This window comes from Paenibacillus sp. FSL K6-1330 (assembly GCF_037976825.1).
Lineage (GTDB): Bacteria > Bacillota > Bacilli > Paenibacillales > Paenibacillaceae > Paenibacillus_AQ.
The window spans coordinates 3,231,026-3,253,344 of sequence record NZ_CP150269.1; the positions used below are offsets into that span (position 1 = coordinate 3,231,026).

At 48.6% G+C, this 22,319-nt stretch carries 19 protein-coding genes; 13 read left to right on the top strand and 6 right to left on the bottom strand.

The window, feature by feature from the left end; translation table 11 throughout:
* The first annotated feature begins 54 nt into the window (after positions 1-54).
* From nirB to NYE54_RS14835, 6 genes are all read left to right on the top strand, one after another.
* A complete protein-coding gene (gene nirB / locus NYE54_RS14810) occupies positions 55-2,487 on the top strand; it encodes a nitrite reductase large subunit NirB (RefSeq protein WP_339272768.1) in 2,433 nt (810 codons plus the stop codon).
* A gap of 12 nt (positions 2,488-2,499) precedes the next feature.
* Entirely contained in the window at positions 2,500-2,820 is a 321-nt protein-coding gene (gene nirD / locus NYE54_RS14815) for a nitrite reductase small subunit NirD (RefSeq protein ID WP_339272770.1), read from the top strand.
* 22 nt (positions 2,821-2,842) lie between these two features.
* A complete protein-coding gene (locus NYE54_RS14820) occupies positions 2,843-3,718 on the top strand; it encodes a formate/nitrite transporter family protein (RefSeq protein WP_339272772.1) in 876 nt (291 codons plus the stop codon).
* 8 nt (positions 3,719-3,726) lie between these two features.
* Positions 3,727-4,482: a uroporphyrinogen-III C-methyltransferase gene (gene cobA / locus NYE54_RS14825; protein WP_339272774.1), complete on the top strand. Its 756-nt coding sequence runs from the start codon at positions 3,727-3,729 to the stop codon at positions 4,480-4,482.
* A 322-nt stretch (positions 4,483-4,804) separates the two neighbouring features.
* Positions 4,805-6,454: an FAD-binding dehydrogenase gene (locus NYE54_RS14830; RefSeq protein ID WP_339272776.1), complete on the top strand. Its 1,650-nt coding sequence runs from the start codon at positions 4,805-4,807 to the stop codon at positions 6,452-6,454.
* 146 nt (positions 6,455-6,600) lie between these two features.
* A complete protein-coding gene (locus NYE54_RS14835) occupies positions 6,601-7,932 on the top strand; it encodes an MFS transporter (RefSeq protein WP_339272778.1) in 1,332 nt (443 codons plus the stop codon).
* A 49-nt stretch (positions 7,933-7,981) separates the two neighbouring features.
* Here the strand turns inward: NYE54_RS14835 and NYE54_RS14840 are convergent, their stop codons facing one another.
* Together NYE54_RS14840 and NYE54_RS14845 are read right to left on the bottom strand one after the other, a co-directional pair.
* Positions 7,982-8,899 (bottom strand): aldo/keto reductase family oxidoreductase, encoded by a 918-nt coding sequence (locus NYE54_RS14840; protein WP_339272780.1) that lies wholly within the window; start codon positions 8,897-8,899, stop codon positions 7,982-7,984.
* Positions 8,900-9,114: 215 nt separating this feature from the next.
* Entirely contained in the window at positions 9,115-10,371 is a 1,257-nt protein-coding gene (locus tag NYE54_RS14845) for a cytochrome P450 (RefSeq protein WP_339272782.1), read from the bottom strand.
* Positions 10,372-10,605: 234 nt separating this feature from the next.
* Between NYE54_RS14845 and NYE54_RS14850 the strand changes: the two genes are divergently transcribed.
* Positions 10,606-11,115, top strand: a complete 510-nt coding sequence (locus NYE54_RS14850; RefSeq protein ID WP_339272784.1) for an AraC family transcriptional regulator — start codon at positions 10,606-10,608, stop codon at positions 11,113-11,115.
* Between the two features lie 460 nt (positions 11,116-11,575).
* Here the strand turns inward: NYE54_RS14850 and NYE54_RS14855 are convergent, their stop codons facing one another.
* Both NYE54_RS14855 and NYE54_RS14860 read right to left on the bottom strand, forming a co-directional pair.
* Positions 11,576-12,295 (bottom strand): glycosyltransferase, encoded by a 720-nt coding sequence (locus NYE54_RS14855; protein WP_339272786.1) that lies wholly within the window; start codon positions 12,293-12,295, stop codon positions 11,576-11,578.
* The gene (locus NYE54_RS14860; RefSeq protein ID WP_339272787.1) at positions 12,292-13,032 is read right to left on the bottom strand and encodes a glycosyltransferase family 2 protein; all 741 of its coding nucleotides are present in this window, start codon (positions 13,030-13,032) and stop codon (positions 12,292-12,294) included. The genes NYE54_RS14855 and NYE54_RS14860 overlap by 4 nt, the downstream gene beginning before the upstream one ends.
* 123 nt (positions 13,033-13,155) lie before the next feature.
* Between NYE54_RS14860 and NYE54_RS14865 the strand changes: the two genes are divergently transcribed.
* The 3 genes from NYE54_RS14865 to NYE54_RS14875 all read left to right on the top strand — a co-directional run bounded on the left by NYE54_RS14865 (position 13,156) and on the right by NYE54_RS14875 (position 17,212).
* Positions 13,156-14,139: an aminoglycoside phosphotransferase family protein gene (locus NYE54_RS14865; RefSeq protein ID WP_339272789.1), complete on the top strand. Its 984-nt coding sequence runs from the start codon at positions 13,156-13,158 to the stop codon at positions 14,137-14,139.
* Positions 14,140-14,325: 186 nt separating this feature from the next.
* Entirely contained in the window at positions 14,326-15,237 is a 912-nt protein-coding gene (locus tag NYE54_RS14870; RefSeq protein ID WP_339272791.1) for an NAD(P)/FAD-dependent oxidoreductase, read from the top strand.
* A 238-nt stretch (positions 15,238-15,475) separates the two neighbouring features.
* Positions 15,476-17,212, top strand: coding sequence for an ABC transporter ATP-binding protein (locus NYE54_RS14875; RefSeq protein ID WP_339272793.1), 1,737 nt, complete (start codon positions 15,476-15,478; stop codon positions 17,210-17,212).
* Between the two features lie 109 nt (positions 17,213-17,321).
* On the opposite strand, the gene NYE54_RS14880 is transcribed toward NYE54_RS14875, so the two are convergent.
* Both NYE54_RS14880 and NYE54_RS14885 read right to left on the bottom strand, forming a co-directional pair.
* Positions 17,322-18,146 (bottom strand): TerC family protein, encoded by an 825-nt coding sequence (locus NYE54_RS14880; RefSeq protein ID WP_339272795.1) that lies wholly within the window; start codon positions 18,144-18,146, stop codon positions 17,322-17,324.
* Between the two features lie 264 nt (positions 18,147-18,410).
* The gene (locus tag NYE54_RS14885) at positions 18,411-19,334 is read right to left on the bottom strand and encodes a DMT family transporter (protein WP_339272797.1); all 924 of its coding nucleotides are present in this window, start codon (positions 19,332-19,334) and stop codon (positions 18,411-18,413) included.
* 127 nt (positions 19,335-19,461) lie between these two features.
* On the opposite strand from NYE54_RS14885, the gene NYE54_RS14890 reads away from it, so the two are divergent.
* The 3 genes from NYE54_RS14890 to NYE54_RS14900 all read left to right on the top strand — a co-directional run bounded on the left by NYE54_RS14890 (position 19,462) and on the right by NYE54_RS14900 (position 22,248).
* The gene (locus NYE54_RS14890; RefSeq protein ID WP_098743740.1) at positions 19,462-20,331 is read left to right on the top strand and encodes a LysR family transcriptional regulator; all 870 of its coding nucleotides are present in this window, start codon (positions 19,462-19,464) and stop codon (positions 20,329-20,331) included.
* A gap of 158 nt (positions 20,332-20,489) precedes the next feature.
* Positions 20,490-21,083 carry an RNA polymerase sigma factor gene (locus NYE54_RS14895; protein WP_339272799.1) on the top strand — a complete coding sequence of 198 codons (594 nt, stop codon included), beginning with the start codon at positions 20,490-20,492 and terminating at the stop codon, positions 21,081-21,083.
* Positions 21,049-22,248, top strand: coding sequence for a DUF4179 domain-containing protein (locus tag NYE54_RS14900; protein WP_339272801.1), 1,200 nt, complete (start codon positions 21,049-21,051; stop codon positions 22,246-22,248). The genes NYE54_RS14895 and NYE54_RS14900 overlap by 35 nt, the downstream gene beginning before the upstream one ends.
* Positions 22,249-22,319: the final 71 nt, after the last annotated feature.

The window sequence follows — 22,319 nt, forward strand, 5'->3', positions numbered from 1 at the left end:
TCTGATGCATGAACAAGTACATTCTAAGGTGTTAGACGGAGGGGAGCGCAAACCATGACAAAAAAGAAGTTAGTCATGATCGGGAATGGTATGGCAGGGGTACGGGCAATTGAGCATTTGATTAAGCTTGCGCCTGACGCTTATGAGATTACGATATTCGGATCGGAGCCTCATCCAAACTACAACCGCATCATGCTGTCATCTGTCCTGGCAGGTGGTACCGATATGAAGGAAATCATCATCAATGATTGGGATTGGTATAAGGAGAATCGGATCCAGTTATATGCGGGTCATACGGTAACACGGATCGACACCCAGAATCGTCAAGTCTTTTCCGATCAAGGAACTGTTGCTGACTATGATGTATTGATTATAGCCACCGGTTCCAATCCATTTATGCTGCCTTTGCCTGGTGCCGACAAGGAAGGCGTTATCGCATTCCGGGATATCAAGGACTGTGAAACGATGGTGAAGACATCGCAGCAATACAAGAAGGCGGCGGTTATCGGCGGGGGTCTGCTGGGTCTGGAAGCTGCTAGAGGGCTTCTGCATTTGGGCATGGATGTATCCGTGGTTCACCTTAACCCCTATCTTATGGAACGGCAATTGGACGAAACGGCGGCCAGAATGCTGCAGCGTGAACTTGAAACCCAAGGAATGAAATTTCTGCTGAGTAAAAATTCGGAATCCATCTCAGGGCGGAAGCGGGTGAAGGCACTCCATTTTACGGACGGGAGCCGTGTCGATACCGATCTGATCGTGATGGCCGTCGGGATTAAGCCGAACGTTTCCTTGGCACAGTCCTCAGGGGTTGAAGTGCATCGCGGAATCATGGTTAACGACTATATGGAGACGAATATCCCCGGTATCTATGCGGTGGGCGAATGCGCTGAGCATCGAGGAATCGCTTATGGTCTTGTGTCACCACTATACGAACAGGGAGCAGTTCTTGCCAAGCATCTGGCGGGTGTGGAGACGAGTGGATACGCCGGTTCCGTAACGTCAACGAAACTAAAGGTATCCGGCGTGGATGTGTTCTCGGCAGGTCATTTTTCAGACCCGGAAGGAACAAGATCGATGCGATATCAAGATGAAGTTGATGGAGTATACAAAAAAATCGTGATCCGCGAAGACCGACTTATCGGAGCCGTTATGTTCGGCGATACGGGGGATGGCCCAAAGCTGTTCTCACTTATGAAAAGCGGCGAGTCAATCAAGGGCCGAGAGAAGGAGCTTCTGTTAGGCTTCACGGGTCATGCCAGTACCGTATCGACGGAACAGCGGCTGGCTCAGCTGGCGGATGATGAGATCATTTGCGGCTGTAACGGCGTATCGAAAGAAGCGATAAAAAATGCCATTCTTACGAAAAATTGCAACACCGTTGCTTCCGTTAAAGCTTGTACAAAAGCATCGGGATCCTGCGGCGGCTGCAAACCGCTCGTTGAGGGACTGGTTCAGTTATACGCCGGAGATGCAGCAGGGGAGCCCGTGAAAGAAGGGATATGCGGGTGTACATCGCTAGGACGGGATGAAATTATCAGCGAGATAACCCGTCTTGGACTTGGAACCGTCAAAGAAGTGATGAATGTGCTGGGATGGGACAATCCGGAGGGATGTTCTAAATGCCGGCCATCCTTGAACTACTATTTGGGCATGCTGTTTCCGGAATCCTACGTGGATGAGAAGGAATCCCGCTTCACGAACGAGCGATACCATGCCAACATTCAGAAAGATGGCACCTATTCCGTTGTTCCCAGAATATATGGCGGGGTGACGTCGCCTTCGGAGTTAAAGAAAATTGCAGAGATTGCGGAAAAATTCGATGTCCCGATGGTTAAGATTACAGGCGGACAACGGATCGACTTGCTTGGCGTTAAGAAGGAGGATCTGCCGAAGATGTGGGAGGAGCTGGATATGCCTTCCGGTTATGCTTACGGTAAAGCCCTCCGTACCGTTAAAACTTGCGTGGGGTCCACGTTTTGCCGATTCGGCACCCAGGATTCCATAGGCCTGGGTGTGCGCTTGGAGAAAGAGTTTGAGCGGCTGTGCACCCCGGCTAAAGTGAAACTCGCGGTTTCCGGATGTCCTAGAAATTGTGCAGAAGCGACCATCAAGGATTTTGGAGTCGTAGCGATTGATGGCGGATGGGAACTGCACGTAGGCGGTAATGGAGGCGTTCGTGTTCGGGCAACGGAGTTATTATGCATCGTGAAGACGGAAGATGAGGTGCTCGAATGGGCCGGGGCATTTATCCAATACTATCGGGAAAACGCGCAGTGGAATGAGCGGACATCGGTTTGGATCGAGCGAGTAGGCTTGGACCATGTGAAAAAAACATTAGAGAAGAAGGAGGACCGCGTCGCGCTCTTCTCGAGAATAAAGCTGGCTTTAAGCAAGCAGAAGGATCCGTGGAAGGAAATTACGTCGGACAGCGGGCTTCGTAAAAACTTCGTGCCTTTGCCTGATGCTGAACCTGTGACGAAATAGGGGGAATCCAAAATGACGAAACTTCATGTAGGATATGTGAACGAAATTGATCATAAGGGCTCAAGGACCCTTGAGGTCGGTGGAACGGAAATCGCGCTGTTCCGTTTATCGGATGGGGATATTCTGGCCGTGGAGAACAAGTGCCCGCATAAAGGAGGCAAGCTTTCGGAGGGAATGGTGTGCGGGAAGCAGGTGCATTGTCCGCTGCATGATTGGAAGATCGACTTATGCAGCGGGCAGGTTCAAGAGCCGGATACGGGCAATGTAAACACCTACCAGGTAGAAGTTGACCCGGTGAGCGGCGCGATTTACCTGCAGGATCGTACGGCTTAACGCATAAGAGAGGGTGCACGATATGGATTATGTGAAACCGAATCAGGTAATGAATGACATGATCGAGGCCGGTGCTGCGAAAGCCCGGCTGAAGACTTCGCAGATGCTCATCCGCGGCTTGTTGTCAGGCGCCATCCTGGCGTGTGCCACCACGCTGGCTTTTACCGCTTCAAACCAAACGAATATCCCGATGGTGGGCGCACTCCTATTTCCGGTTGGCTTTGTGATGATTGTACTTCTGGGCTTAGAGTTGGTAACTGGAAGCTTTGCACTCTTGCCATTAGCCGTCCTGCAAAAGAAGGCTTCAAGTGCTTCCATGCTTGCGAATTATGGATGGGTTATTCTCGGACATGTGATAGGCAGTCTGATTTATGGGGGGCTCTATGCTCTTACCGTGACCAAGATGGGGACGGATATGAGCCATCCGCTTGTTCAGATGATCATCGACACGAGCGAGACGAAGACACTCGGCTATAAGGAGCTGGGCATGAACGGCATGCTGCTGGTGATGATCAAGGCAATGCTCTGCAACTGGATGGTGACGTTAGGCGTTGTCATGGCGTTTACGTCAAGCTCAACGATAGGAAAAATCGTTGCGATGTGGCTGCCCATCCTGATCTTCTTCGGTCAAGGATTCGAGCATGCCGTGGTTAATATGTTTGTGATTCCGGCGGGCATGATGCTCGGGGCGGATGTCAACATGGCCGATTGGTGGCTCTGGAACCAAATCCCCGTTCTCATAGGTAATTTTATTGGCGGAGCGGTTTTTACCGGGGCGATGTTGTACTTATCCCAATATGGATTCGGAAAGCGCAGCGAGGTTAAACCGATAGCGAAGACCCAGCATGGACTCAGGGTTATGGAGGAGACGGCGGTTCCGGTCGATAAAAGACGATGAGGCCGGGCATGGTGTATATTGTTGGCGCAGGTCCGGGAGATCCGGAGCTGATCACGCTGAAAGCCCTCCGGCGTATTCAGGAAGCGGACGTCATTATGTACGATCGACTGGTAAACGATGAGCTGCTGAGTTACTCAAAGAAGGATGCTTTGCTCGTATTCTGCGGTAAGGCACCCGGCAGCCATTCCATTCCGCAGGAGAAAATTAACGAGAACATGGTGACTTATGCCCTTACCGGTCATCATGTCGTAAGGCTCAAGGGAGGCGATCCGCTGATCTTCGGACGAGGTGGCGAAGAGGCGTGCGAATTGGCTGCGCGAGGCATTCCCTTCGAGATCGTGCCCGGCGTTACCTCGGCTTTGGGCGCAGCCTCCTCCACAGGGATACCTCTGACCCACCGTGGAGCCAGCACTTCGGTAGCTTTTGTCAGCGGAACGAGCTGCCATGGAAACGAACGAAGCGTGAAGTGGGACTTGCTGGCTCACAGTGTGGATACGCTTGTGGTGTACATGGGCGTCAGCAGAATGGACGACATCTGCAAGGAGATGCTCGCTCATGGCAAGCCGCCGTCAACTCCCGTTGCTATCGTTGAACAGGGGACACGGGCAGAGGAGCGAACCATAACGGGAACGCTCGGAACCATCCACAAGATTGCCCTTCTTATGAACGTGAAGAATCCGGCGCTTCTGATCATCGGTGAAGTTGTGCGAGTGAGGGATCAGCTCCTCAAACTGGCTGCGGAGGCAGAGGAACGAACAGGATAAAGCTTATGCAGGTGTGAGGACGATGGATGACGAAGCATGAGCATCGTTTAGTACATTGGAACGAAATACAGATACGCTGACAAATAAAAGTGAACCCTTATCCACTCGGGGTTCACTTTTATTTTGGTGTTAAACATGTTTGTGGCACAGGGAAGGCATACACTATATGAATCCGGCAATATGAGGTTCCACGATTTCAATTTTAAGCAAGAGGGAAACGCTTACACATTGGAGAATATCATGTTTACACAACCAGTCATGATATTGCGAGAGTGTTGAAAGTTTTACATGTTTATATCTGAAAAAAATGGGGGTGGCACACATGAAATATGACGTAATCGTGGTGGGAGCAGGCTTATCGGGTCTGGTGGCAACCGCGGAGATGGCCGAGGCCGGCAAGCGGGTGCTGCTGCTTGATCAGGAACCGGAAAGTTCGCTGGGCGGGCAGGCATGGTGGTCTTTTGGCGGGTTATTCCTTGTTGATTCGCCGGAACAGCGAAGACTGGGCATCAAGGATTCCCGTGAACTGGCGTGGCAGGACTGGCTGGGAGCCGCTGGTTTCGATCGGGAGGATGACGAGGATCGATGGGGGCGGAAATGGGCAGAGGCCTATGTCGATTTTGCGGCCGGCGAGAAGCGGGCATGGCTTCATTCGTTAGGGGTTCGGTTCTTTCCGGTTGTAGGCTGGGCCGAACGCGGCGGATATCTCGCGGAGGGTCATGGCAATTCCGTGCCACGCTTTCATATTGTGTGGGGCACAGGTCCTGGAGTCGTACAACCATTCGAGTCCAGAGTCAGAGACGCCATACGTTCAGGAATGGTTGATTATCGCTCCCGTCACCAAGTGGATGAACTTATTACGCGGGATGGTGCCGTGACAGGCGTAAGGGGTTCAGTCCTTGCTTCTAGTTCTGCTTGTCGTGGCGAAGCAAGCACGCGGGAAGTGGTCGGCGACTATGAATTTTTTGCAGAGGCCGTGGTTGTCTCCAGCGGAGGAATCGGCGCCAACCATGAGTTGATCCGACAGCATTGGCCGTCTCGGCTCGGGAAGCCTCCCCAATCGATGCTCTCTGGCGTTCCCGCACATGTGGATGGACGGATGCTGGGAATTACGGAGCAAGCAGGCGGGCGGGTCGTCAATAGAGACCGGATGTGGCACTACACGGAAGGGATTAAGAATTGGAGCCCGGTGTGGTCACAGCACGGCATCCGGATACTGCCGGGTCCTTCTTCTGTTTGGCTTGATGCCAAAGGGCAAAGGCTCTCTGCCCCGAATTTCCCGGGCTTCGATACGCTGGGAACCCTGAAAGCCATTCAGGATACAGGCTTTGATTATTCCTGGTTCATTCTCACCAGAAAAGTGATAGAGAAGGAATTCGCCTTGTCCGGATCAGAGCAAAACCCGGATTTGACCGGAAAGAGCATCCGCAAAGTGTTAGGCAGAGCAGGTTCGGGTATCCCGGGGCCGGTGCAAGCATTCCTGGATCATGGGGAGGATTTTGTTGTTGCCGATTCCCTGCCAGAGCTGGTGGACGGCATGAATAAACTGACAGGCAGCGATCTGATCAAGCGGGTGGACATTGAGCGTCAGTTGGCCGCAAGAGACCGCGAGATGGATCATGCATTCACCAAGGATCTGCAGATTACGGCGCTTCGGGGAGCAAGGAATTACATCGGCGATCGGCTGATACGCGTAGCCAAACCGCATAAATTTCTTGATCCGGCCCATGGTCCTTTGATCGCGGTACGCTTACATATTCTTAGCCGAAAAACGTTGGGCGGGCTGCAGACGGATCTATCCGGGCGGGTACTGAATGCAAACGGCGAGCCGGTTCCCGGACTCTACGCGGCTGGAGAAGCAGCGGGATTCGGAGGGGGAGGCGTTCATGGATATCGTGCATTGGAAGGAACGTTTCTGGGAGGCTGCCTGTTCACGGGGAGACAGGCAGGACGGAGCATTGCGAAGCTCTGATGATAGGCTGTCCGTGTTTTGGGTCAACGTACGGCAGATTGCCGTTTAGTTAGCAAATCCTGTATGAGGAAGCGAAATGAAAATTTCTTCTTACTGTAAGATAGTCTATGGTATTCTGTTTGGTAGTACATGAAAGGAGAATGTCCATGTTCCATGAACAGGATATTACTGAAACCAACACAAAGGGGCTGTCTCATATTCAATCTTACATAGATTCGCCCGACTTGCAAAACAAGCTGTATAAGAAGACCCTCATCGTTGTGATCCTCTCGCAAATATTCGGTGGGGCTGGTCTGGCCGCAGGATTGACGGTCGGTGCGCTTTTGGCACAGGATATGCTCAAGACGGACGGGTATGCAGGAATCCCGGTTGCTCTTATAACGGTCGGTTCCGCACTGGGGGCCTGGTATATTGGCCGGCTTACCCAGCGATATGGAAGAGGGCCGGGTTTGGCTGCCGGATTCCTGGCGGGCGGTATTGCCGCGATCGGAGTCATATTGGCTGCCGTTTATCAAAATATTTATCTGCTGTTCGCTTCGTTGTTGATATACGGTGCAGGTACCGCAACGAATATGCAAGCTCGTTATGCAGGCACGGATTTGGCTAAACCTTCACAGCGGGCAGGAGCGGTCAGCATGGCGATGGTTTCCACCACCTTCGGTGCCGTTGCAGGTCCGAATCTGGTGGGGGTTATGGGGAACGTTGCGGAATCCTTTGGGATTCCTGGATTGGCAGGACCGTTTATGTTGGCGGCCGTGGCTTTTATTCTGGCAGGCCTGATACTGCTAGTATTCCTGCGTCCGGATCCCTATGCGATTGCCCAAGCGATTGAGGAAGCTAATATTAAAATTTCCGGTGATTCTTCGGCCGGAACGGTAAACGGATCAGAACAAAACAAACGGGGAATCATGGTTGGGGCCTGCGTGATGATATTGACTCAGGTGGTCATGGTCTCAATCATGACCATGACGCCCGTCCATATGAAACATCACGGCCATGATCTGAGTGCGGTCGGTTTGGTGATAGGCATTCATATCGGGGCAATGTACCTGCCTTCGTTAATCACAGGTTTCCTCGTGGACAAAATCGGCCGCATCAGCATGTCAATCGCTTCCGGAGCCGTGCTTCTTAGCTCCGGGATTCTAGCCGCTGTGGCTCCAGCCGAATCCATGGCGCTGATCATAACGGCGCTGGCTCTGCTGGGGCTGGGTTGGAACCTTGGCTTCATCAGCGGAACGGCGCTCATCATAGATGCTACCCATCCTTCCGCCCGCGCCAGAACGCAGGGAACGGTGGATGTCTTGATTGCTTTAGCGGGAGCATCGGGCGGCGCTTTATCCGGTATGGTGGTTGCCCATACCAGTTACGGTACACTCTCGATTGCGGGAGGTTTGCTGTCACTGGTGATGATACCAGTTTGTCTAAGCTCGGTGAACAAGCGCAAACCTTCGTCATCCTCAAACAACGCGGCATTATAATGAAACAGCCTCCTATCGTAGTCGATAGGAGGCTGTTTAGTAATGGCCATTAAGGAAGGATATTGCCTGCCGCACGGTAAATGGCATACCATTCTTCGCGGGTGAGCGTTACATCGCCGGCTTTAATGCAGTCTTGCAACCGACTGATATTCATCGTCCCGATAATTGGCTGCATGTGTGCAGGGTGACGAAGAAGCCATGCAATGGCAATCGTCGTGTTGGTTACGTTGTATTTTTCCGCAATCTCATCGATCTTCTGATTAAGTTCAGGGAACTTGTCGCTTCCAAGGAACACGCCTTCAAAGAACCCGTATTGGAAAGGCGACCAAGGCTGAATCGTAATGTCGTGAAGTCGGCAGAAATCCAGTACGCTGCCATCACGGTTAACTGCGGCATCATTTTCCATATTGACGTTGATTCCGCTTTGAATCATGGTGGTGTTCGTGATGCTAAGCTGCAGTTGGTTGGCTACGAGCGGCTGCTTCACTGCTTTTTTCAGAAGCTGGATTTGCATCGGATTCTGGTTGGATACCCCGAAATGACGCACTTTACCGGAGCTTTCGAGTTGATCGAATGCTTCAGCCACCTCTTCAGGCTCAACTAACGCATCTGGACGGTGAAGAAGGAGTACGTCGAGATACTCGGTTTTGAGTCTTTTCAGGATGCCATCAACGGAATTCAAGATATGCTCTTTGGAGAAATCGAACATGCCTGGACGAATCCCGCATTTGGATTGCAGAATGATCTTCTCGCGGACTGCTGCATTCATATGTATAGCATCCGCAAAAATTTCCTCGCAAGCTCCGCCGCCATAGATGTCGGCATGGTCGAAGAAGTTAGCGCCTTCCTCCAGTGCGGATAATACAAAACGCTCGGCGTCCGCTTTTTCCAGCGAATTTATACGCATGCAACCCACGGCTACAACAGGTACTTCTAGTGAACTAGTTCCAAGCTTCATCGTTTTCATGATTACGGTCCTCCAATTCAAAAATAGGTTGATTGTGCGACCACCTCGCTGGTAGTTGCAGGGGGCAGCAGAGAACTTGTAAGCGAAACTACGTGGATGAATAGGTCCATGCTGACAGTCTCTAGTTTATTGTGACATGCAGGTGGTGAGGTGTACAAGCTTTAATTTGACAAGAGTGCTGGGATGAAATAAATAGTTGCATGGGACTTGGCTTATTACAGTCCTTTGACATTCCGGATGACGATACGGCTGTGAGGAAGAGACGGCATATTATGAAAGCTGAAGCTTACGTCCTGTACAGGCACTTCATAACTCATCTTGTTCGCAAGAAAGTCGAGGCTCTCCTTCATGATCTCGAGCGTAATCCACTCCCCGGCACAGCGGTGTCCCATATGATGGTCTCCGCCTCCTTGGGGGATGAAATTAAAGGGGCTCCCGTTCCAATCGTCGAAACGATCCGGCTTGAACAGCTCCGGCTGATCCCATAGATCCGGATGATGGTTCGTTCCGTATAAATCGAGGATTGTGAGCACACCTTTATCGAATGCATATCCGTTCCAGGTAAAATCTTTCCGTGCACGCGCAGGCGCAAAGGGGAAGAAGGGGTAGAACCGCCGCACTTCTTGAACAAAATTCTTGAGCAGCTTCTCGTCGGACGTCATCAATTTCTCACGTTCTTCGGGCTGCTGAATGACAGCTAAAGCAGTAAAGCACACGTAAATGGCAACCGCTACGATGGGACGAAGAATGTTAAGGATTTCTACCGCTGCGGTTTCCTTGTCCAGGAGCACGCCCCTAAGATCGCGGTGCCAGGACATCGTATGCAGGGTGCTGCCCTGTTGCGGATCTATTGCTCCACTGCGCACGTCATCTACGAGGTACTGTATCCATTTTTCCGCTTTGGCTCGGGCATATCTTCCCTTCCTATGCTTGAAACCCAAGGCTGCTGTAGCCTCAATCATGTCAGCAAGCCAGCCCGTTTTCTCTTTCACTTCCGCTTCGGGAAGTGGCACAGCCGCCCATTCGCAGGCCACTCGGCACAGAATTTCTTGAGCTTCTTTATAAATTTCGACTTTATCCTCAGATTCCCATCGTCTTACAGCAAGCTCCCAATGTTTGCGGGTGATTTCTCTCATGCTATGAAGAGCCTCCCTGGACATCAAGGACATGAACATCGCTTTGCGATGATGATGCTCTTCGCCATCCAGCGTCTGTACACCGTCTTCACCGAACAGGGTTTTCAGCACGCGTTTCGGTGCTGCACCACCTCGAACAAACTTCTCCTGGTCATAAAATAGCCTGGCCGCTTCTTCTCCGCGCATGCAGATGGCACGTTCGCCCAATAGACGCGTCTCGAAAAGATCAGATTGAAAGCCGATGGTTCTGTTGGTAATGAACAAGTAGCCTTCGCGCAGCACATTCAAGCTGTGATCCAGCCCCTCTTCCTTGGGAATCGGTTTGATATTTTCCATAACGGTCGCCTCCTGGATATTCAAGGTAGAAATGATTACGTGCTTCCAACACAATATCTTAAATACCCGTTCTCATCCGATTTGAACAAACCAAGTTTCTACTCCCATGTCTAAAGACTGCCATCTGTTTTAGAAATATGCGGGCTTATGGTCCATCCTTTGCAGGATTCTCATGCTTGCGAGAGAAATCAATTAGAATGTACATAACTAAAAATGAGCAGGAGGGTGAGGATCGTGACAGCAGAAGTAACCAAGGTATATAAAGAACATATCTCGTCAGCGCGCTTGATCGGCAAACGGTATTCCGATGAGCATCGGAATGCGGCCGGAAGCTTCGCGGACCGATGGGATGAATGGTCCGCCAATGGCTGGTTCGAAGAGATCGGGAAGCTTGGCGCACTGCCGGAATCTGAGGGTTCTTCTTACGGTTTCATGCGAATGAGCGGGAATCAGTTTGAATATTGGATCGGGATGCTGTTCCCGGAGCACACGGAAGTGCCGGTAGGGTTTGATTATGCGGACCTGGCGGAAGGCGATGTGGGGATCTGTTGGTTGTACGGCAATAGGGATAATGGTGAGCTTTTCGGTATGGAACCCCATAACGCATGTATGGCTAAAATCGCCGAACAAGGCTGGATCTTGGACGACAATCCGTGGTTCTTCGAACGCTATCACGATATCCGATTCATGACGCCGGATGAACAGGGGAATGTCCTATTGGACTACGGTGTTTATGTGAAATGAAACGTACGATTCGCGTTGTATGATTAATGGGGCCGTCCCAAAAGTAGATTTAGTTTCTTGGCGTACGGCTCTCCTAAACAGATACCAGATGGTGCCTAAGGATATCTTCCTCCAAATCCATTGGCAGATAGAGTTGGTCCAAGGTAAATTGAATGTACAAAAGAAACCGTTCCTTTCGTAAATGGTTTGGGTCGCACCTCCATTTTACCAAAGAACGGTTTCTTGCGTCTAAAAGTAAGCAATCCGCACGGCTTAGCGGAGAGGACGAATCGATTCCGGACAAGCAACAGCGATTGGAGGTACGATTCGTACATGGAGCGTCTTCTAACAGCAAAAAGGGGGCCTCCCGCAAGATCTAAGATCTTTTGGGGCACCCCCCTTATCTATTCTTCTGATTCAGTTATGCAAACTACATGCCAGAACTTGATCGCCAAACGATCGGATAATAAGAATGCTGCGCCTAGCTTCTGCTCGCGAATTTCTTAGCGTTGTCTACTTTCAGCCTTTTAACGTGTTGAGTTAATAGATTCTTATCACTTACGATCCAAGTGTGATTTTTGGAGTTCTGTCTCCGGTTCGCTATGAAATGGTAGGGACTTCCAGAGTATATTCTAAAGTTACGAGTTATACAATCAGCACAAAATTTGACGCACTCGCTGCGGTTTTGGTTCGGAAATGCTACCTGATTGAATACGTTCCGTTTAACCAGAAGGGTCGCCCCTTGAACAAGGGGAACCCATTGATTGGCCATGTTGGGGTAACGGTACAGAAGATCCTTTTGACCGGCAAGCTGCATGAAGTGAGCCCTTTTTCCTACAATATCAGCACGAGTCTTGATCATGAGGTGGACGCTATCTTTAAGATAATCGGGAGCGTAATAATCATCGTCGTCAAACTTAGCAATGACGCTGTGCTTAGAGACCTTTACTCCAAAATTGAGGCACCTACCGAGCGATAATTCTTCAGGCTTACTATATATTCTCACGTTGCGATATGGCTTTGCTGCCATTTGATATTCCGATAGCTTCAGGCTGCTATGATTTAATATGACGATTAACTCTTTGTGCCTGTAATTCTGTCTGGTGTAATTCTCTAACAGATCGTGTAGGCATTCCGCTCTTTTGGTACAGGTGATGATCGAAACAGTGGGCTGTGATGGAGAGATTGACGTTCTTGTCAAGTTCGATCGCCTCCGGATTTCCGTTGAACGAATGTTTTGTAGTCTTTTACGTACGGAACTTTAGGGTGATTGTTGGTGAGTTCTTTATCACTGATGACCCACGTATGGCTTGATACATTTTTCCTTCGTACTGCCGCGAAATGATACTTATCACCGGAATAGATCCGGTAACCCTTACTCTTACTTCTCATGCAAAATAGATCGTCTTCACCAACGTTTTGATTTGGGAATCGTACTTTGTTATGGACGTTCTTTTTAAACATGAGCGTAGCACCAGGAAGTTTGGTTACGGAGCGATTTTCATCGTTAGGAAAACGTAGAATTAGAGTTTTGGAGCCTTGTAAATACATATAATGTGCGCGTTTTCCTATAATATCGGCGTTCGATCTTCTTAATGACTTCAAGCTGTCCGACAAATAGTGGGGGGCGTAATAGTCGTCGTCATCGAATTTGGCGATAATGCTGTATCTCGTTTTGCTCACGGCGTAATTTAGGCACGCACCCAGCGTGACATGTTCGGGCATGCGGTAAACTTGTATGTTTCGATGCTTGTTGGCCAGTTGTTGGTAAGGAGAGAGGGCGATTGAACTATCGTTGATGACGATAATGAGCTCTTTCTTGGAGTGCGATTGTCTAGTGAAATTACGAAACAAGTTTTTAATATAATTAGGGCGATTGGTACAGGTAATAACCGATACGCCTTGCGGTGTTGAACTATTTTTAAAGCTAGCTGCCATTATATCACTCTCCTTATCTGTGAAGATAATTTCATATATCACATTAGAATATGTAAACTATAAATAGAGGTAACGGCATTACTGCATGTCAACTTTAAAATTTTTTAATAGGAGGGCATCGAGATGAAAGAAGGATGGGAACGCGCAGTGCCGCCGATGCAACTAGACATCACACAAATTCATGACATCATTTCACCCGTATTCCCCGGTAAAAAAGTAGCAACCGCTGAACGGATCGGTACCGGACTTAGCAATACCAACTACAAAATTCGTCTGGAAGGCAGTGCAGAGCCTTATGTGCTGCGCTTGTTCAGGAAAGGTCGGGAGATTGCCGAAAAAGAGCTTTCTATCATTCGAAGAGTACGCCAAACCGTTCCTGTTGCCGATTATATCTATGCGGATATGAGCAGCGGCGTATTCGATAAGCCATGGGCGATAATGGAGTGGAAGGAAGGCGGTCTTCTTCGTGACGTGATGCAGGGCGGAAGCGAGCAGGATCTCGTTGCCGCTGCAGCCTCTGCCGGACGCACTCTCGCCAACATCCATAAACACACATTTACGGAATCCGGTTTCTTCAATGGGGACATGGAAGTCCAGGATCCGATGAGGATGGACGGGGAACGGTTTCTCGCATTTATTGAACAAAGCCTCTTTCAGGATCTATGCGGCCAATGGCTCGGGGAAGAGCTAGCTCAATCGGTATGGTCATTCAGTCAAACGTACAGTCATTTATTGTCGGAGATTGAAGATACGCCTATGCTTGTTCACTCAGACTATAATGGCTTAAATATATTAATGCGGCATGGTCCAGAAGGTTGTGAGGTCTCGGCAGTGCTTGATTGGGAGGACGCTTTTTCATGGAACCGATACGTAGATATAGCCAATATGCTTCGATACGAACCCGATGGATCTGTATTTGAAAAGAACTTTGTTCGTGCATATCGTGAGGAAGGTGCGGTTCTGTATGATCATTGGAAAATCCTGTCCAAGCTTGAGGATCTTGTTGCCTTGTGCGATATGTTAACCCATTCCAGCTTGGCTACGCCCAATCGAATGCATGATCTTCAGCGATTAATTGCGGGAACCGTTCAGGTTACGAAGGGCTGAGTTTTTTTTGATTCGTAAATCAAAATAAGATTTGCATTATAGACTCTGTTTATCTATAATAGACATTGTAAGTCTGTAATAATGAATCTTGGTGGCAGTCTACTTTAAGCACGAAGAAAAACAAGAAGGAATCTCTTCTTGTACTATTATTATAGATATTAAAGATCCGGAAAGGTGTTGGTATAAATGAGTGAACAAATGCATGATGTCCTTATTATTGGCGGGGGGCCGGCAGGCTTGAATGCTGCGTTGGTATTGGGGAGAGCTAGAAAAAATGTGGTGCTGATGGATGAAGGGAAGCCACGAAATCGGGTTACCCGCGAGACTCATGGTTTTCTTACCCGAGATGGCATTAGCCCATCGGAATTTCGCAGGATCGCAAGGGAACAGATTAGCGTTTATCCTTCTGTTAGTTTTGTAGAGGATACCGCCGCTTCGCTCGCAGGTGTCGATGGTGATTTTCAAATTACGACAGGACAGGGGACGGTATACCGCAGTAAAAAGCTGCTCTTTGCCGTCGGAAAGAAAGATAGCCCCTTGGATATTAACGGATTGGCAGACGTATATGGGAAAAGCGCCTTCGTCTGCCCATATTGCGATGGATGGGAACTGCGGGATCAGCCGCTTGTCGTGATTGCCAAGGGTGAGGCTGCAGCGCATATGGCCAAAGTCATTGCAGGTTGGAGTGATCGTTATACGATCTGTACCAATGGACCGGATGAACTGACGGATGAACAGCGCCAAGAATTGGAGGAGCATAACATCCCCGTATTCAGCTCCCCAATTCATCGCATTGAGTCGAATGAAGGGATGGTACAGCAAGTCGTGTTGGAGGATGGAGAGAGTATTCCTTGCACGGGCATCTTTTTTGCGCCGAAGCTGGTCTCCGGCTCTGAATTGCCGGCCGCCATCGGCTGTGATATCAATGAAGCCGGAAGCGTGGTCATTGATGCCTTCGGAAAAACGAGCGTGCCAGGCGTCTACAGCGCCGGTGATGCAGCCACCGAAATGTATCAAGCCATTGCCGCCGCTTCGATGGGGGCCTTGACTGCGGTAGCCATCAACGGAGAACTGCTTAACGAACGTTGGAATCGTTAAAACTTGAATAAACGAAAGGCAGGCTTGGTTTTATCTATGCCTGTCTTTTTTTATGCCATTAGGGGATTTTTTGATTATAAATGATTCTTACACTCCGGGGTGGTGCCGTTTGTGGGTATGATGGAGTTATCAAGTAAAAGGAAGGGTGTTTGGAATGAGAAAAACGATGGACTACATCATGAATCAAGTTTGGAGGGATATGAACATTTAACCCTCCGACATTATGGAGGAGATCGATTTGAATTCTCGAACCAAGAAATTTTTGTCTTATTATAAACCGTATCTGGGGTTATTATTTGCAGACTTGGCATGCGCTTTTGTGGTCTCGGCCATTACACTCATGCTTCCGCTCTGTATACGATATATCACCATTAACGTGTTGGAAGGGAGCTCCCCGAACCCGTTGAACCAAATCTATGGGGTGGGTGCCGTCATGCTGGCCATGGTCCTCATCCACACCTTCTGCGATATGTTCATTTCTTACAAAGGACATATGATGGGGGCTTATATGGAGAGTGACATGAGACGGGAGTTGTTTGACCATTTTCAGAAGCTGTCTTTTGAGTTCTACGATGAGAACAAAACCGGGCAGCTCATGACCCGCACTACCAATGACATTCTATCGCTAACCGAATTGTACCACCATGGACCCGAAGATATCCTCATTTCCGTTCTGAAGTTCCTCGGCGCATTCATCATCTTAATGTATATTGACGTGAAGCTTACCCTCATCGTGTTTCTCTTTCTGCCGGTGATGGCTGTGTTTGCTTTTTATTTTAATAAGAAGATGAATGTGGCGCTGCGGGTAAGCAAGGATCGGATCGGGGATATCAACGCGCAGGTGGAGGATTCTCTATCGGGTATCCGCGTGGTGAAGTCGTTTACGAACGAACATGTGGAGAGGAAGAAATTCGCCTACGCTAACGGGCGGTTCGTTGACAGCAGAAGGGAAGGGTATAAGAGTGAAACCTACTTTCACGAAGGGTTGGTCGGGTTTACCCAACTCATTACCATCGCGGTTATTGTGTTTGGCGGAGCCGCCATCGTGGATGCCTCGCTGGAACTGGCGGATTTGCTGACCTTTTTCTTGTGCATCGGCATTCTCATCGAACCGATCCAGCGGCTGGTTAATTTCGCTAGGCTGTATCAGGAGGGGATCACGGGATTCGACCGGTTCATGGAAATTCTGGAGGTAGAGCCGGATATCGAGGATTCCGTGGATGCTGCGGCGATCACGCAGGTTCAGGGGAATATCACATTTCAGAACGTGAGCTTTAAATATAAAGATAACTATGATTATGTGCTGAAACATGTATCGCTGGACATCGAGCCCGGCGAATATGTGGCATTGGTAGGCCCATCCGGCGTCGGCAAGACGACATTGTGTTCGTTGATTCCGCGCTTTTATGAAGTGAGTGAAGGACGCATTATGCTGGATGGACGCGATATCCGGAATATCACACAGCACTCGTTAAGAAGTCATATTGGGATTGTTCAGCAGGATGTGTATTTGTTTGCGGGGACCGTCTTCGATAATATCCGGTATGGCAATATGGAGGCCAGCGAGGAAGAAATCATCGAAGCTGCAAAAAGAGCGAATGCCCATGATTTCATCATGGCACTGCCGGACGGTTATGATACGGATATTGGGCAGCGCGGCGTCAAGCTGTCCGGAGGGCAAAAGCAGCGGCTCAGCATTGCACGCGTGTTCCTAAAGAATCCGCCGATCCTCATTTTTGATGAAGCGACTAGTTCCCTGGATAATGAAAGCGAGAGAGCTGTCCAGGATTCGCTGGAGCGGTTAAGTAATAACCGCACAACGCTTGTCATCGCTCATCGCCTGACAACGGTACGGAATGCACAGCGAATCGTCGTTTTATCCGAGGACGGAATTAAAGAACAGGGCACGCATGATGAATTAATTGCTCGTCAAGGCGCTTATGCCAATTTATATAATATGCAGTTAACCATATAAGCAGGAAAAGGCGATTGTGATCGGTTTATGCACCGGTCAGCAAATCGCCTTTTTCCTATTATTGGATCGATTTATGGATTACGTTGTCCTGTTTCATCCGAAACAGGATTTACCCTTGAAGCGTTTTCCCAGGCTGCTGATCTTCCACTTCCTTGATTGTATTGTCTTCGTCTTGTACCTTCTCTTTCGATGAACTAAACCATCCGATAATGGCAATCAGCACAAGAACAATATAGAAGGATGCCTTCCAGATCGTGCTCTCCGGGAAGTGATGGTCGATAAGGGCAACATCGGGATGCGCAAGGGTGATGACTGCAAGTTTGACCCCAACCCAACCGACAATGAGGAATGCCGCCACTTCAAGTCCGGGGCGCTGCTGCAGCAGCTTCACGAAGTAGGATGCCGCGAAACGCATGATGATCAGACCAATGAATCCTCCCAGGAAGATGACGATAAATTGACCTCCGTCCAAGCCGCCGATGTTCGCCAGACCGCTTGGAGGCAGTGCCACAGCCAGCGCTACGGCTGCAAGTATCGAGTCTACGGCAAATGCGATGTCTGCAACTTCCACTTTGAAGACGGTCATCCAGAAGCCGGATTGCTTCTTGGGTTTGTCCGGTTTCGGCTTGGCGTCTTCCGTCGGTTTCTTGCCTTTGATCACGTGTTTCAATGTGTGATTGATCGAAATGTAGAGAAGATAAAGTGCGCCAATGGCTTGTACCTGCCATACGTCCACCAGGAACGAGATTAAGAACAGTGATCCGATGCGGAAGACAAACGCTCCGAGCAACCCGTAAAATAAAGCCTTTTTACGCTGTTCCTCGGGTAAATGTTTTACCATAATGGCAAGGACCAGCGCATTATCTGCTGCAAGCAACCCTTCCAGTGCGATGAGCACCAACAGTACCCATCCATACTCCAACAAAAGCTCCATACCAGTTCCTCCTAGTTTTGTAGTATTGAAGGCACAAAAAGACCTCCACCGGCAGGTGAAGGCCCTTTATAATCCAAAAGAGACCTTCACCACAGAGTGTGGTAAAGGTCTCGCAAACAACGTATCGTTGCCAACAAAGCCGGGGAACTTTCCCGTAATGACGACTTTGTTGTGTCAGCTACTCCCCTTTAATCACGTTCCTGCATAACTGATATCGTCATCAGTTAAGCCGTGATATAAAGATATAAATTTTTGGGGCATAAGTCAAGCTTTTTTACTTGAATTCAGCAGAATACGACTCCATCGGAACGGTCTATTCTTAATGGTAGAGCGTCTCCTCGCTTTTACATTAACGCTTGATAAAACCACGCTAAGGAACACAAGGACAGCACCCCAATATTGATTGGAATTCATGATCTCGTGAGCAAACCAGAATCCGACCAGTGCCGCGAATACAGGTTCCAGGGAGAACACAAGTCCCGTCCGGGTAGCCGTGGTATATTTTTGGGCGATCGTCTGGAAGATGAACCCGACCGCGGTGCATACAACGCTAAGAACAAGGACGGCAATCCATGAGTGGGTCGTGCTTGGCCATACTGGAGTTTCAAAGAGTAGAGACGAGATGTACGCATACAATCCCGTGAACCCAAGCTGCAGGATGCCGAGGCTTAGCGTATCGACCTTCTGCGCGGCAGTGCTTACCATATTAATATGAAGCGCATAACATAATGCCGCCGCTATGCAGAACAGATCACCGATCTTAAATGTAAAAGGAAGCTGGATGGTCAACAGCGCAATGCCGGTTAAGGCTAGCAAAATACTGACAATCACTTTGTTCTCTATTTTTTTCTTAAATAGAAACGTATGTAATAAAGGGACAAATACCACCGTTAAACTGACCAGAAATCCGGCATTGGATGTTGTCGTGGTCTTCAGACCGAAGGTAAGCGCGGTGAACATGATAAATAATATAAAGCCTAGGAGCATGGCATACCGAATCGTCTTTACGTTAACCTGGCGCAAGCGGGGGAAGAAAATCACTCCTGCGAGTATAAAGGCCAATCCGAAGCGTAGGGCTATCAAATTAAACTCTCCTAGCGAATCTAGTCCCACTTTCATAAAAAGATAGGACGAGCCCCAACAAATGGTGATGAACAAAATCATAAGATCGGCCTTCAGCGGTTTCAAGTTCTTTTTCCTCCTTCTAGTGATTGAACAAAATCAGTATACTCACGTACAATAGACAAGTAAAACGAATGTTTCTAATAATAAATATGAGTAAAATTCATGTATGAAATGATCAGGAGGATTTCCCATGAGTATAAATAAATTCAAAGTATTATTGAAGGTCGTCGAGCTCGGCAGCTTAACCAAAGCCGCCGAAGTTATGGGATTTACACAGTCCGGTGTCAGTCACATGATCAACAGTCTGGAAGATGAATTTGGTTTCTCATTGCTGATACGGAATCGTTCAGGAGCGAAGCTGACGACCAATGGCGAGGAGATTCTGAAGACGATACGTGAAATCCTGAAGTGGAACGAACATTTGGAGCAGCAGGTGGCTTCCATTCATGGTATCGAACTGGGTACCATTCATATCGGTACCTTTACGAGTGTCGGTGTTCACTGGCTGCCGGGGATTATTCAGGATTTCCAGCGGGATTATCCCCATATCGACATTCGATTGGTTGAAGGAGATTACCGGGAAATTGAGGATTGGATCGCGGAGGGCAAGATTGATTGCGGCTTCCTTTCACTTCCAACTTCGGATATATTCGATGCGATTCTCCTGCACCAGGACCCAATGCTTGTATTGCTGCCAATGGAACATCCGCTCAGTTCGGAGGACTCTATTACATTGTCCCAGATTGAGAATGAACCGTTTATTATGCCCAGCCAAGGTTCCGATTATGATGTGAACCGGATGCTGGAGAAGGCCCGGATCAAGCCGGATATCAAATATACACTTGGTGACGATTATGCCATTATGGCCATGGTGGAGAAAGGCCTTGGCATTAGCATTCTTCCTGAACTTGTGCTGCGAGGGCAGCAGCGAAATATACGGTTGATCGAATTGAAGGAGAAGAGCTTCAGATCGCTCGGCATTGCCGTAAACTCCATGCGAGAAATATCTCCAGCTACGAAGCGATTCTTGAATTATGTTAAGAGTTATCCCAAGCTGTAGCTGCTAAACGGACGCTAAATGAAGCTCATACCCAGCATCTAGGCTCTATTACAAGGCAAGAGCTTCGTTCATGTTATTTCACTACATAAAACAATTCGTGTCACAAAATCGCTTGTTGGGATTGTTATATAGGTAAACAAAGAAGGAGGTGAGCTCGCTTGCAGCCAACCATCCCCGGGGAAGCGGAAGGAAAAAGAGAAGCCATTGAAGCGGTTGTAGAACAAGTCAAAGCAGGAGACAAACAAGCATACCAAGCGATCATCATCCAGTTTGAGCGGCAGATGTACACGTACTGCTACTATATTCTTAAAAATCATGCGGAGACCGAAGATGCGGTACAAGAGATTTTTATTCGTGCCTATGAACATCTTCATCAGTACAAGAGACAAGTGTCTTTCTCCGCCTGGTTGTATAAAATGGCCTATCATCATTTGATCAATATTAAAAAGAAGCAGAGCCGCTTTCTTAACCTGATCGAGCATTACAAGGAACAGCAGCCGGTTGTGCAAATATCTCATCACGAGCCGGTTGTGTACGAGCTGTTAACATATCTTACATCAGAAGAACGACACATATTGCTGCTGAAGGCGGTTGAACAGTATACCTTTGAGGAAATCAGCGACATTATGGGAATCAAATCAGCAACGATACGAAAGAAGTATGAACGGTTACGACATAAACTGATGGACCGAATAAGCCAAAAAGGAGAGGTGGCACGTGGGACAATCGCCGAAACAAACGGAATTCGCTGAAATGAATGCACTAGAAGAAATGATTCGTGAATCGACTTTACCGAAGAATAGCATGAGCTATCAAATTATGAACAGGATTGGAGAACGTGAAATGACAAGGACAAGAACATCATCCAAACGAAGACCGAATGTTTTAAAAAGAACAATACTCGTTGCATCCGCAGCTGTTGTGCTGGGAGGAAGCGTAATCGGGTCAGGATTTGTATCGCCGGTCATGGCAGCAACCCTGAAGCAAATCCCAGTGCTCGGCGTGTTATTCGAAGGAACCAGCGAAGATGCAGTTAAAGCCGCTATAGAGCAAGGGATTCTATCCGAACCTAACTTGAGCGTAACTCACGATGGCGTGACTTTAAAAATAGCTGACCTTCTATATGATGGAACCCGTTTGTCCTTTATACTGGAGCGCGAGGGAGTGGATTTACCGAGTACAGCTTCTCCGTATTTTAGCAAAGATGCTAAATTCATCAGTAATCCCGATAGTGAGTATGTTAAGTCGAGGACAGTAGCTAAGGAAGATCAGGAAAAAGGCTATATCGAAAGACCGCGAATTCTGGTAGACGGACAAGAAGTGGAAATGGGAGAAGGTATTTTCGGAGACTATCCTCGACAGGATAATGCCTATATCGTTGAACTTACCAAAGATCTGAAATTACCTGATCAATTCGAGCTGACCATTCAGGCTAACGTGACTCAAGTGAATGAAACCTTTGAATTCAAGGTCCCTGTGAACGTCACTAATAAATCGGTTGTCGTAAAGCCGGAGCAGGCTACGAAATCGGATGGACAATTCAGTTATACCGTCAAGCAATTGGATATTTCACCGGTATCGACCCGCCTGGTTCTGGATAGTAAAGGCGAGGTGCCGGCTTCTGCAGAGCAAACAGGCGATTATAGCGCCAGCATGGTATATTACGAACTTGTGGATGATCAAGGGAATGTGCTGAATCCTCGAAAGTTTGATTACTTTAACAGCAAGCCCGAGACTGAATATCATATCGATCAATTGTTCAGTCCTGTAAACGGAACTCCGAAATCCATAACGATTAAGCCGTTTACCCTGACCGTAAATAACAAGGATTGGAGCGTTATCGGTCAAGGGAAGGACAGCCGCGGGGATAAAACATATCTGAAGGATCTGGAAATGACCATTCCGGTTCAACCATAACAACGAGTGTAAGTATAAGGGGGGTGTCCCAAAAGATCTTAGATCTTGCGGGAGGCCCCCCTTCTTGCTGT

Excerpts from the sequence above, each read along its gene's own strand:
- NYE54_RS14890 (WP_098743740.1), top strand. The coding sequence starts at position 19,462 with ATGAGTATAAATAAATTCAAAGTATTATTGAAGGTCGTCGAGCTCGGC.
- NYE54_RS14845 (WP_339272782.1), bottom strand. The coding sequence starts at position 10,371 with ATGGAAAATATCAAACCGATTCCCAAGGAAGAGGGGCTGGATCACAGC.
- NYE54_RS14835 (WP_339272778.1), top strand. The coding sequence starts at position 6,601 with ATGTTCCATGAACAGGATATTACTGAAACCAACACAAAGGGGCTGTCT.
- cobA (WP_339272774.1), top strand. The coding sequence starts at position 3,727 with ATGGTGTATATTGTTGGCGCAGGTCCGGGAGATCCGGAGCTGATCACG.
- nirB (WP_339272768.1), top strand. The coding sequence starts at position 55 with ATGACAAAAAAGAAGTTAGTCATGATCGGGAATGGTATGGCAGGGGTA.
- NYE54_RS14860 (WP_339272787.1), bottom strand. The coding sequence starts at position 13,032 with ATGGCAGCTAGCTTTAAAAATAGTTCAACACCGCAAGGCGTATCGGTT.
- NYE54_RS14870 (WP_339272791.1), top strand. The coding sequence starts at position 14,326 with ATGAGTGAACAAATGCATGATGTCCTTATTATTGGCGGGGGGCCGGCA.
- NYE54_RS14865 (WP_339272789.1), top strand. The coding sequence starts at position 13,156 with ATGAAAGAAGGATGGGAACGCGCAGTGCCGCCGATGCAACTAGACATC.
- NYE54_RS14880 (WP_339272795.1), bottom strand. The coding sequence starts at position 18,146 with ATGGAGCTTTTGTTGGAGTATGGATGGGTACTGTTGGTGCTCATCGCA.
- NYE54_RS14820 (WP_339272772.1), top strand. The coding sequence starts at position 2,843 with ATGGATTATGTGAAACCGAATCAGGTAATGAATGACATGATCGAGGCC.
- NYE54_RS14830 (WP_339272776.1), top strand. The coding sequence starts at position 4,805 with ATGAAATATGACGTAATCGTGGTGGGAGCAGGCTTATCGGGTCTGGTG.
- nirD (WP_339272770.1), top strand. The coding sequence starts at position 2,500 with ATGACGAAACTTCATGTAGGATATGTGAACGAAATTGATCATAAGGGC.
- NYE54_RS14840 (WP_339272780.1), bottom strand. The coding sequence starts at position 8,899 with ATGAAAACGATGAAGCTTGGAACTAGTTCACTAGAAGTACCTGTTGTA.